8 protein-coding genes and 2 pseudogenes are annotated in these 12,066 nt (G+C 60.8%); 6 read left to right on the plus strand and 4 right to left on the minus strand.

Features of this window, described 5'->3' with window-relative positions; all coding sequences use genetic code 11:
- The first annotated feature begins 220 nt into the window (after positions 1-220).
- Positions 221-1,134, plus strand: a pseudogene (locus LJU32_19095) (LysR family transcriptional regulator).
- Positions 1,135-1,141: 7 nt separating this feature from the next.
- Here LJU32_19095 and LJU32_19100 read toward each other — a convergent pair.
- From LJU32_19100 to gcvA, 3 genes are all read right to left on the minus strand, one after another.
- Positions 1,142-1,903: an SDR family oxidoreductase gene (locus LJU32_19100; protein ID WKV87726.1), complete on the minus strand. Its 762-nt coding sequence runs from the start codon at positions 1,901-1,903 to the stop codon at positions 1,142-1,144.
- Positions 1,904-1,932: 29 nt separating this feature from the next.
- Positions 1,933-2,760, minus strand: a complete 828-nt coding sequence (locus LJU32_19105; protein ID WKV87727.1) for a DMT family transporter — start codon at positions 2,758-2,760, stop codon at positions 1,933-1,935.
- Between the two features lie 75 nt (positions 2,761-2,835).
- A complete protein-coding gene (gene gcvA, locus LJU32_19110; protein WKV87728.1) occupies positions 2,836-3,741 on the minus strand; it encodes a transcriptional regulator GcvA in 906 nt (301 codons plus the stop codon).
- Between the two features lie 214 nt (positions 3,742-3,955).
- On the opposite strand from gcvA, the gene LJU32_19115 reads away from it, so the two are divergent.
- The 5 genes and pseudogenes from LJU32_19115 to LJU32_19135 all read left to right on the plus strand — a co-directional run bounded on the left by LJU32_19115 (position 3,956) and on the right by LJU32_19135 (position 10,916).
- Positions 3,956-4,297 (plus strand): DUF4190 domain-containing protein, encoded by a 342-nt coding sequence (locus tag LJU32_19115; protein ID WKV87729.1) that lies wholly within the window; start codon positions 3,956-3,958, stop codon positions 4,295-4,297.
- Between the two features lie 15 nt (positions 4,298-4,312).
- Positions 4,313-4,765 (plus strand): DUF805 domain-containing protein, encoded by a 453-nt coding sequence (locus LJU32_19120; GenBank protein WKV87730.1) that lies wholly within the window; start codon positions 4,313-4,315, stop codon positions 4,763-4,765.
- A 274-nt stretch (positions 4,766-5,039) separates the two neighbouring features.
- Positions 5,040-6,293, plus strand: a complete 1,254-nt coding sequence (locus LJU32_19125) for an efflux RND transporter periplasmic adaptor subunit (GenBank protein ID WKV87731.1) — start codon at positions 5,040-5,042, stop codon at positions 6,291-6,293.
- A gap of 15 nt (positions 6,294-6,308) precedes the next feature.
- The gene (locus LJU32_19130) at positions 6,309-9,500 is read left to right on the plus strand and encodes an efflux RND transporter permease subunit (GenBank protein ID WKV87732.1); all 3,192 of its coding nucleotides are present in this window, start codon (positions 6,309-6,311) and stop codon (positions 9,498-9,500) included.
- Positions 9,497-10,916: pseudogene (locus tag LJU32_19135) on the plus strand (TolC family protein). Before LJU32_19130 ends, LJU32_19135 begins: the two are co-directional and overlap by 4 nt.
- Positions 10,917-11,115: 199 nt before the next feature.
- On the opposite strand, the gene LJU32_19140 reads toward LJU32_19135, so the two are convergent.
- A complete protein-coding gene (locus LJU32_19140) occupies positions 11,116-12,066 on the minus strand; it encodes an HlyD family secretion protein (protein WKV87733.1) in 951 nt (316 codons plus the stop codon).

Consider the following 12,066-nt stretch of genomic DNA (forward strand, 5'->3'; position numbering starts at 1 on the left):
TCGACCCAAGACCATCAGTGGCTATTAATAGTCGACATGCCTGTCATTGATTCCGCACCAAGGGCGGCATTGGCAAATTCCATGAAAAAAGGCCTGCCACCGTCGCAGTAAAGCTGAATTTTCCGGTGCAGAGTACCAGCCTTTCCCCGTAAGATTCATGCCGGCCATTGTTCTCATATGGTCGCCCTCGTCAAGTTTGATGACTCTGCCAGGACTCCAGATGAATCGTAATGACCTGCGTCGTGTCGACCTGAACCTGCTGATCGTGTTCGAAACATTGATGCACGAACGCAGTGTGACTCGGGCCGCGGAAAAATTGTTCCTCGGCCAACCGGCCATCAGCGCGGCGTTATCGCGCCTGCGCAGCCTGTTTGACGATCCCTTGTTTGTCCGCACCGGCCGCAGCATGGAACCTTCCGCACGCGCGGTGGAAATCTTCGCCCTGCTCTCGCCCGCACTCGATTCGATTTCAACCGCCGTCAGTCGTGCCGCCGATTTCGATCCGGCGACCAGCACCTCGGTATTCCGCATCGGTTTGTCCGACGACGTCGAATTCGCCCTGTTGCCGATGCTGCTCAAACGCCTGCGCGCCGAAGCGCCGGGCATCGTCCTCGTCGTGCGCCGGGTCAACTACATCCTGATGCCGGGCCTGCTGGCCTCCGGCGAGATTTCGATCGGCGTCAGCTACACCACCGACCTGCCGGCCAACGCCAAGCGCAAGGTCCTGCGCCGCAGCGCACCGAAGCTGCTGCGCGCCGACACCGTGCCGGGGCCGTTGAGCCTGGACGACTACTGCGCCCGCCCGCACGCACTGGTGTCGTTTGCTGGCGATCTCAGTGGTTTCGTCGATGAGGAATTGGAAAAGCTCGGACGCAAACGCCACGTGGTGCTGGCGGTGCCGCAGTTCAACGGATTGGGCACGCTGCTGGCAGGCACCGATATCGTCGCCACCGTGCCGGATTACACGGCTGAGGCACTGACGGCAGCTGGCGGTCTGCGGGCTGAAGATCCGCCACTGCCGACGCGTACGTTCGAGTTGCATATGGCTTGGCGTGGGTCGCAGGACAACGATCCGGGGAGCGGTGGTTGAGGTCGCGGATTCAGATGTTTTTTGGCGATCCGGATAGCCTGTAGCCCGGACCTACTTGCCGCCAGTCACATCCAGAAAAGTACCCGTGACAAAGGAGGCCTCCGCGCTGGCCAGCCACAAGATGGCCCGCGCCACCTCTTCCGGCTGACCGCCCCGCCCCATCGGGATCGATTCCTTCACGCGATCCACCCGCCCCGGCTCGCCGCCGCTGGCGTGCATGTCGGTATAGATGTGCCCCGGGCGAATGCAGTTGACCCTGATCCCTTCCCGCGCGACTTCCTTGGCAAAGCCGATGGTGAAGGTTTCCAGCGCGCCTTTCGACGCTGCGTAGTCGACGTATTCATTGGGACTGCCCAGGCGCGCGGAGGCGGACGAAATATTGATCACCACGCCGCCCGTTCCGCCGTGGCGCAGAGACATGCGCTTCACCGCCTGCTGCGCGCACAGGATCGGCCCCAGAGCATTGACCGCGAAGATGCGCTGCATGCGTTCGAAGCCCAGGTCTTCCATGCGGGACTGTTTCGCCAGCATGCCAGCGTTATTGACCAGCACGTCGATACGCCCGAATGAACGATCAATGGCCGAGAACAGTTCAGCAACTTGCTCGGGGTCAGCACTGTCGGCACGCACCGCGAGGCCTTTGCGTCCCAACGCTTCGATATCCGCCACCACCGCCAGCGCGGCGGACTCGCTGGCGACGTAGCTGATGACAACGTCGTAGCCTTGTGCTGCGGCGAGTCGGGCGGTGGCGGCGCCGACTCCGCGACTGCCGCCGGTGATCAGAATCAGCGGGGCCTGCGAAACGTTATCCATGCGACGTTCTCCTGAGCAGTCGGGCTGTGTCAGCCGATGATGATGGCGCCGCTGGCGATGACCACGCACGCCAGCATCCTGCGGACGGTGAGCTTTTCACCGAGGAACAAATAGCCGAGCAATGCGGCAAACAAAACGCTGGTTTCGCGCAAGGCCGACACCGCGCCCAGTGGCGCTTCGTTCATGGCGTAGATAACGATTGCGTAGGCCAGCAACGAGACCAGGCCGCCGACCACAGCGGTCAGCATTCCGGGCCGTACGGAAAACAGACTGCGAACATCGCGCAGGCCGATATACACCAGCGGCATCAGCACACCCCACAGGGCGCTCATCCAGACGGTGTAAGCCAGCGGCGCCCCCGACAGCCTGGCGCCAATGCCATCGACCACGCTGTAGGCGGCAATGAAGCAACCAGTGCCCAGCGCATATGGCAGGCTCGGCACCGACAGGCTGCGTCCTCGAAAGGCCAGGGACATGATCCCGCCCGACACAAGGCCAATGCCGAGCAATTCGCCGGGGGTAATGGTTTCGCCGGCAAACAGCGCGGCGCCGAGGGTGATCAGCGCCGGCGACGAGCCACGGGAAATCGGATAGATCTGCCCAAGGTCACCGACCCGATAGCTGCGCACCAGGAACAGGTTGTAGCCGACATGCAGCAATGCCGACAGCAGCGCATAACCCCAGCTCTCAGGTGCCGGCGGGCTCAAGAAAAGTGCGGCGACGGCGCAGACGATGGCAATGGCCACGCACATCACGGTCATGGACCAAAGCCGATCGGCGCCGCCGCGCAGCAGCGCGTTCCAGCTGGCGTGCAGGAGCGCGGCGAACAGAACCAGAAGTACGAGATGGATTGGCATGCGGCATTCTAGGCATCACTGGCATTGGCATTACAGCGAAGTTTCCTCATTGAGACATGAATAAAAACTCATACCTCAACGCTGGGCGCTCCGCACCTTCAACGCCTCACCAAGTAACCATTCACGAAAATTGACGATATGTGGTTGTGCTTCGATGCCTTTGGGACAGACGAAATAGTAGGCCAGCGGCGAAGCGAACGGCACATCGAACAGCCTTACCAAGCGGCCGTCGCCGATTTCATTTTCGACATGCCCGCTGCGCACCAGCGCCACACCCTGGCCGAGCAATGCAGCTTCTACCGTCATATTGGTGTCACCAAACCTGACGCCTTCGCGCAGCGGTAAAAACTCCAGCCCGACGGACTGAAACCACACCTCCCATTTCGGCGCCAACTCGGCACCGTCGCGGATAAGTAACGGCATCTGCAGCAACTCCGCGGGACTGCCTGGCCTGCCGACGCGCTGCAGCAGTTCGGGGCTGGCCACGGGAAACACCTGTTCGCCGAACAGGAACTCTGAATACAGACCGAGGTAATTGCCCTTGCCCAAGCGGATTGCAACGTCCGCTTCGCCACTGGCGAAGTGGATGATCTTGTCCGTGGTATCCAGCGACACCAACAGCTCCGGGTGCAGGCGCGACAGATTCGGCAAGCGTGGCAGCAGCCACTTCAAGGCAAACGAATAAGTGGTGCTGACGGTCAGGCGAACCCTGTCCTTTTGCTCGCGCAGGTCCTCCAACGTTGCTTCGAGGCTGGTGAAAAATTCGCGCACGATCGGCGCCAGCGTCGCCCCCGCTGCAGTGAGGCGTAACGCCTTGCCGCGCTCGAACAACTGCAGCCCCCACAGATCCTCCAGGTGCCGGAGCTGATGACTGACGGCGCTCTGGGTCACGTGCAGTTCCTGAGCAGCAGCGGTGAATGTCGGATGTCGGGTGGCCACTTCAAAAGCACGCAGCGTCGCGGTTGGGGGCAGGTCTCGCATACAGAGGGGTTCCGGAGATTGGCGAAGGATCAGAGCATGAGTTTCCACTCATGTTAGAGCGAAGTGCCAATGTTTTCAGGCAGACGTACCAGGTCACTCTGCCATAACGCGTGATGGCAAAGAGCCGTGACAAATCGCGTGATAGAGATTAGATTACCGCCGCCCCGCCGATGGAGGGTCGGGCATTCGCATTCAGTTAAGGAAAACGAAGGCAATGGTCTATTGTCGTGCTTGCGCCAAGGAGCTCCATGAGACGGCGCTCACCTGCCCCCAATGCGGGGCGAGCCAACAGGCCTTTGTGCCATCTTCGCAAGCCGGGACTCCCTGGCTGGCCATCGTTTCGCTGATCTTCGGAACTATCTGCGTTCTTACTCTGTTTGATGATTCCGATTGGGACTTCGAAACGATCCTCGGCGTCGGACTGTTCAGCGTCGCTGGTCTGGCTTGCGGCATCATCTGCATCAACGAAAACCACCCTGGAAGAAACCTCGCGATCGCCGGCATCCTATTGTCAGGTCTAACCGCGCTGGTTCTTTTCTGTCTATCGATCCAATAATTTTAGGGAAAAAATATGAGCATGGTTTACTGCCGCGGTTGCGCCAAGGAAATCAGTACGCTGGCGCTGGCGTGCCCTCAATGCGGCGCGCCTCAGGCAGCTCCGCAGGCCTACCCAAGCGGCCCTGCCATCACGACAGGCAACCCTTACCTTGAGGCGTTGAAGAATTACGCCGTGTTCAACGGTCGCGCCACCCGGCGTGAATACTGGTTGTTCTTCCTGATCAACATGGGCGTCGCGTTCGTGGTGGGCTTCATTGACGGCTTTGCCAACACCGGTGGCGTTCTGCAAGGCCTTTATAATCTGGCGCTGCTGATCCCGAGCATTGCCGTCGGCGTGCGCCGTATGCACGACACGGATCGCAGTGGCTGGTGGTTGCTGCTGCCTATCGTCAACATCGTCTTCCTCGCGCAGGACAGCCAGCCTGGGCCGAACCGCTTCGGTGCCAACCGCAAAGGCATCAACTGACACCACGGCAACACGCTGATCGGGACGGCCTTCATAGGCCGTTTCTGCATTTCTGGCCCAACGATTTCCGGTTGCAGTGAATCATTGCGAATCGCGCAACACAGAATTGCTTTGAAGCCGATTGATAGCTACCTAACGAAACGTGCATGCTAGAGGGCTGCCTCGGCTCTTATATCATTCCGAATGATAGTTACCTTTGCTTCATTCGATTCGTGCCATCACACCCGCGCCGAGCATCATCCGCCCATCTTCAATACTTCGGCGGATTGCATCCATGGAACAATCACTCAAACATTTGCGCTTCCCGTTGGCCATGCTGGCCGTACTGGTGATGAGCGCCTGCGGCAAAACTCCGGAGACTGCCGGCGCCCCGCCCGCTGCCAAAGTCAGCGTGGCCAAGGTGCTGGAACAACCGGTCAACGAGTGGGACGAATTTACCGGGCGCCTCGAAGCGCCGGAAACCGTTGAAATCCGCCCTCGGGTCTCGGGCCAGATCGATCAGGTCGCGTTCACCGAAGGCGCGCTGGTCAAGAAAGGCGACCTGCTGTTCCAGATCGACCCGCGCCCGTTCCAGGCCGAGGTACGCCGCCTCGAAGCGCTGGTCGCCCAGGCCCGCGCCACCGCCACTCGCAGTGAAAACGAAGCCGCTCGCGGTGAACGTCTGCGCACCAGCAACGCGATTTCCGCTGAACTGGCCGACTCGCGCACCAGCGCTGCCCAAGAGGCCCGCGCCGCCGTTGGCGCTCTGCAGGCACAACTGGACCTGGCCAAACTGAATCTGAGCTTCACCCGCGTGACCGCACCGATCAGTGGCCGCGTCAGCCGCGCCGAAATCACTGCCGGCAACCTGGTGACCGCCGACACCACCGCGCTGACCAGCGTCGTCTCCACCGACAAGGTCTACGCCTACTTCGATGCCGATGAACGCGTGTTCCTCAAATACACCCAACTGGCCCGCAATGGTCAGCGTGGCGCAACGACTCCGGTGTACATGGGCCTGTCCAACGAAGACGGCAACCCGCACCTGGGCCAGATGAACTTCGTCGACAACCAGGTCAACCCGAAAACCGGCACCATCCGCGGTCGCGCTGTCTTCGACAACGCTGACGGCACCTACACCCCGGGTCTTTACGCTCGCTTGAAGCTGGTCGGCAGCGGCACTTACAACGCCATGCTGATCAACGATGAAGCCGTCGGTACCGACCTGGGCAAGAAATTCGTGCTGGTGATGGATGGCGACAACAAGACCGCCTACCGCGCCGTCGAACTGGGTCCGAAAATCGAAGGCCTGCGCATCGTCCGCAACGGTTTGAACAAAGATGACACGATCATCGTCAAGGGCTTGCAACGGGTTCGTCCTGGCTCACCGGTCATCCCTGAAGTGATTCCGATGGCCAGCGAGCAGACCCTCGCCGCCCTCGCTCAACAACGTCAAGCGCTGGAAGCCAGCAACCTGCCCAAAGTTGCCCCTGCCAAGGGCGCATCGGGTTCGGCTGCGAAGCTGGCTGCTACGACCCCACGCGGTTAAGGGACGACAACTCCGATGAATTTTTCCCAATTCTTCATTTCCCGGCCGATCTTCGCAGCGGTGCTGTCGCTGTTGATCCTGATTGCCGGTGCGATCTCGCTGTTCCAGTTGCCGATCAGCGAATACCCGGAAGTCGTGCCGCCGACCGTGGTCGTGCGTGCCAACTTCCCGGGCGCCAACCCCAAAGTCATCGGTGAAACCGTGGCCGCTCCTCTGGAGCAGGCGATCACCGGCGTCGAGAACATGCTGTACATGTCCTCGCAATCGACCGCTGACGGCAAAATCACCCTGACCATCACCTTCGCTCTGGGCACCGACCTGGATAACGCGCAGGTGCAGGTGCAGAACCGGGTGACCCGGACCGAGCCGAAGCTTCCCGAGGAAGTGACGCGCATCGGTATCACCGTCGACAAGGCTTCGCCAGACCTGACCATGGTTGTGCACTTGACCTCACCGGACAAGCGCTACGACATGCTCTACTTGTCCAACTACGCGATCCTCAACATCAAGGATGAGCTCGCTCGCCTCGGTGGTGTCGGTGACGTGCAGTTGTTCGGCATGGGCGACTATTCGCTGCGGGTCTGGCTCGACCCGAACAAGACCGCTTCGCGCAATCTGACCGCCACCGATGTGGTGACCGCGATTCGCGAGCAGAACCGTCAGGTCGCCGCCGGCCAATTGGGCGCGCCTCCTGCGCCGACCGCACAAAGCTTCCAGCTGTCGGTCAACACTCAGGGCCGTCTGGTTTCCGAGGAAGAGTTCGAGAACATCGTTATTCGCGCAGGCGACGACGGTGAGATCACTCGCCTGAAAGACATCGCGCGCATCGAACTGGGTTCCAGCCAATACGCCTTGCGTTCGTTGCTGAACAATCAGCCAGCGGTGGCGATTCCGATCTTCCAGCGTCCGGGCTCCAACGCCATCGACATTTCCAACGAAGTGCGCGGCAAGATGGAGGAGCTGAAGAAAGGCTTCCCGCAGGGCATGGACTACAGCATCGTGTATGACCCGACGATCTTCGTCCGTGGCTCGATCGAGGCAGTGGTTCACACCTTGTTCGAAGCGCTGATCCTCGTGGTGCTGGTGGTGATTCTGTTCCTGCAGACCTGGCGCGCCTCGATCATTCCGTTGGTGGCGGTGCCGGTATCGTTGATCGGTACATTTGCGGTCATGCACCTGTTCGGCTTCTCGCTCAACGCCCTGTCGCTGTTTGGTCTGGTACTGGCCATCGGTATCGTCGTCGACGACGCCATCGTGGTGGTGGAGAACGTCGAACGAAACATCGAGCTTGGATTGACGCCGGTCGAAGCAACCAAACGCGCTATGCGTGAAGTGACCGGGCCGATCGTGGCCACGGCACTGGTGCTGTGCGCGGTGTTTATCCCGGCGGCGTTCATTTCCGGCCTCACCGGGCAGTTCTACAAACAGTTCGCACTGACCATCGCGATCTCGACAGTGATCTCGGCGTTCAACTCGCTGACCCTGTCGCCAGCACTGGCCGCTGTCTTGCTGAAAAGCCACGACGCGCCGAAAGACCGCTTCTCGAAAGTGCTCGACAAAATTTTCGGTGGCTGGCTGTTCCGTCCGTTCAACCGTTTCTTCGACCGCGCCAGCCATGGCTACGTCGGTACCGTGCGCCGGGTCATCCGTAGCAGCGGCATCGCCCTGCTCCTGTATGCAGGCCTGATGGTGCTGACCTTCTTCGGTTTCTCCAGCACGCCGACCGGTTTCGTACCCGGCCAGGACAAGCAATACCTGGTGGCCTTCGCGCAACTGCCTGACGCCGCGAGCCTGGATCGCACCGAAGACGTGATCAAGCGCATGTCCGACCTCGCGCTGAAACAGCCGGGCGTGGAAAGCGCCGTAGCGTTCCCGGGCCTGTCGATCAACGGTTTCACCAACAGCCCGAACGCCGGCATCGTCTTCGTCACCCTGAAACCGTTCGACGAGCGTAAAGACCCGAGCATGTCCGCCGGCGCAATTGCCGGTGCCTTGAACGGCCAGTACGCGAACATTCAGGAAGCGTACATGGCGATCTTCCCGCCGCCGCCGGTACAAGGTCTGGGCACCATTGGTGGTTTCCGCCTGCAAATCGAAGACCGGGGCAACCTCGGCTACGACGAGCTGTACAAAGAAACCATGAACATCATCAACAAGAGCCACAACGTGCCGGAACTGGCCGGCCTGTTCACCAGCTACACCGTGAACGTGCCGCAGGTCGATGCCGCTATCGACCGTGAAAAAGCCAAGACCCACGGCGTGGCCGTCAGCGACATCTTCGACACCCTGCAGATCTACCTGGGTTCGCTGTATGCCAACGACTTCAACCGCTTCGGGCGCACCTATCAGGTCAACGTTCAGGCCGAGCAGCAGTTCCGCCTTGAGTCCGACCAGATCGGTCAGCTGAAAGTACGTAACAACAAAGGCGAAATGATTCCGCTGGCGACCTTCATCAAGGTCAGCGACACCTCGGGTCCGGATCGCGTGATGCACTACAACGGCTTTATCACCGCGGAAATCAACGGTGCAGCAGCTCCGGGCTACAGCTCTGGCCAGGCGGAAAAAGCCATCGAGAAACTGCTCAAGGAAGAACTTCCGAACGGCATGACCTACGAATGGACCGACCTGACCTACCAGCAGATTCTGTCCGGCAACACCGCGCTGTTCGTGTTCCCGCTTTGCGTACTGCTGGCGTTCCTGGTGCTCGCCGCACAATACGAAAGCTGGAGCCTGCCACTGGCGGTGATCCTGATCGTACCGATGACCCTGCTGTCGGCCATCACTGGCGTGATCATCTCCGGCGGTGACAACAACATCTTCACCCAGATCGGCTTGATCGTACTGGTGGGGCTTGCCTGTAAGAACGCGATTCTCATCGTCGAGTTCGCCAAGGACAAACAGGAAGAAGGCCTCGACCCGCTCGCTGCGGTACTGGAAGCCTGCCGCCTGCGTCTGCGGCCGATCCTGATGACCTCGTTCGCATTCATCATGGGCGTGGTGCCACTGGTGTTCTCCAGTGGTGCCGGTGCCGAGATGCGTCACGCCATGGGTGTGGCCGTGTTCTCCGGGATGCTCGGGGTGACCTTCTTCGGTCTGCTGCTGACGCCAGTGTTCTACGTACTGATCCGTAACTTTGTCGAACGCGGCGAGCAGCGCAAAGCAGCCAAGGCGCACTCTCTTCAACAGCCACTGGAGGCGCAACAATGAGTCTGAAAGTCTTCCTGCCGAGTCTGCTGGTGCTGGCCCTCAGCGCCTGCGCCGTCGGCCCCGACTACAAGACCCCAGCCACGGAGGCGGCCAATATTACGACCGCCACCGACGGCGCCGCCGGACAAAAGAACTTCGACCGTTCGAAATTCGAAGGCATCTGGTGGCAGCAATTCGACGATCCGACCCTGAACCAGTTGGTGAGCCAGTCGCTGCAAGGCAACCGTGAGCTGCGCGTGGCGTTCGCCCGCTGGAAAGCCGCTCGCGCGATCCGCGACGACGCCAGCAACGACGCGATGCCGACCATCACCAGCCGCGCCAGCAGTGACCTGGGCAAGGGCCAGATTCCCGGCCAGACCACCGACCGGGTCAATAGCGAACGCTATGACCTCGGCCTGGACATGGCCTGGGAGCTCGACCTGTTCGGCCGTATCCAGCGCAATCTGGAAGCCAGCGACGCCGACCAGCAAGCCGCCGAAGCCGATCTGTATCAGCTGCAAGTCACCATGATTGCCGAACTGGTCGACGCCTACGGTCAACTGCGCGGCGCCCAGCTGCGAGAAAAATCGCCGTGGCCAACCTGAACAACCAGCAGGAGTCGCGCAAGATCACCATCAGCCTGCGTGACGCCGGCGTCGGTGATCAGCTTGATGTCGAGCGCGCCGATGCGCGTCTGGCCAACGTCGAAGCCACCGTGCCGCAGTTGCAGGCGGAACAGGTTCGGCAGAAAAACCGTATCGCCACCCTGCTCGGCGAACGCCCGGACAAACTGACCGTCGACCTGAGCCCGAAAGATCTGCCGGCCATCGCCAAGGCGCTGCCGATCGGTGATCCGGGTGAACTGCTGCAACGGCGTCCGGACATCCTCAGCGCCGAACGGCAACTGGCTTCCGCCACTGCGCGCATCGGCGTGGCCAAAGCCGACCTGTTCCCCGAGTCAGCCTCAGCGGCTTCCTCGGCTGGACCGCCGGGCGTGGTTCGCAGATCGGTTCTTCAGCGGCCAATGCCTGGGCGCTCGGCCCAAGCATCACCTGGGCTGCGTTCGACCTTGGCAGCGTCCGCGCTCGTTTGCGTGGTGCTGACGCCGATGCCGAAGGCGCCCTGGCCAACTACGAGCAACAAGTGCTGTTGGCCCTGGAAGAATCGGAAAACGCCTTCAGTGATTATGGCAAGCGTCAGCAACGCTTGATTTCGCTGATCCGTCAGAGCGAATCCAGCCGAAAGGCCGCTGATCTGGCGGAAATCCGCTATCGCGAAGGCACCACCGATTTCCTCGTCCTGCTCGACGCCCAGCGTGAGCGACTGAACGCCGAAGACAGTCAGGCCCAAGCCGAAGTCGAGCTGTATCGCGGCATCGTCGCGATCTACAAGGCCCTCGGCGGTGGCTGGCAACCGGAGACAGTCGCCAGCAAGTAAAAGTTGTTAAAGAGCTCCTTTGGTTGGCCGCAACCAACCAATTTTTTGCCCCGCGTATCATTCGGTCGCGGGGTTTTTTTATGCCTGTTTGCAGCACTGGGATTTTTTGGGAGCGAGCCTGCTCGCGAAAGCGTCAGGTCAGACATATCAGCGGTGGCTGATAATCCGCCTTCGCGAGCAGGCTCGCTCCCACAGGGGATCAGCGGTGATCCTCCAGGACGGTGACGGTGGCGGTTGTCCCGGCGCGCAAGCGATTCTTGCCGGCGAAGTCACCATCAATGCCAATGCGCACCGGCACCCGTTGCGCCAGTTTCACCCAGGTGTAACTCGGGTTGATGTTCGCCAGAAGTCGACTCCCCGGCGCGTTCTCGCGGTCGGCAATGGCGAAGGCGATGCTTTCGACCGTGCCGCCGAAACGCTCACCGCTCATCAACTGAATGCGCACCCGGTCACCCTCTTCGATTCGCGGCAGCTTGGTTTCTTCGAAATAACCGCTGACGTAGAACGAATCGCTGTCGACCAGCGCCAGCAGGGCACCGCCCGCCTGCGCGTAATCACCTTGGCGGGTCAGCAGGTTGGTGACATAACCGCTGACCGGCGATTCGACGCGGGTACGCTGCAAGTCCAGTTCGGCTTGAGTCAGCGCGGCAATCGCCAACTGCACATTGGCTTCGGCCAGCCCAAGGTTGGCCTGATTGCGCAACAGATCCGCCTGCGCCACCGCCACGTCGGTGCTGGATTTCTCCCATTCCTCACCGGAAATCGCAAAGCCCTGCTTCAAGGTACGTCGGCGGCGCTCCTCGCTCTGACGCTGTTTGAGCAACGCTTCACTGGCAACAATCGCGGCCTGCGATTGCCCCAGCGAAGCCTTGGACACTTCCACCGAACGCCGGGCATGTTCGACCGCCAGTTGATAGCGCGCCGGATCGATTTCCAGCAATAACTGACCCTTGTCGACATGCTGGTTGTCCTGCACCGCCAGTTTGACGATACGGCCCGAGACATCCGCCGACAGCGTCACCACATCTGCCCTCACCCGGGCATCCCGAGTCCATGGCGCCCGGGTGTAATACTCCCAGGCGAACCAGCCGAGGACGATCGCCAGGATCACCACTGCCACGGTCATCATTCGTGCAACTAGTGCTTTCAA

It is taken from the genome of Pseudomonas sp. B21_DOA, from assembly GCA_030544685.1.
GTDB classification, from domain to species: Bacteria; Pseudomonadota; Gammaproteobacteria; order Pseudomonadales; family Pseudomonadaceae; genus Aquipseudomonas; species Aquipseudomonas fluorescens_AO.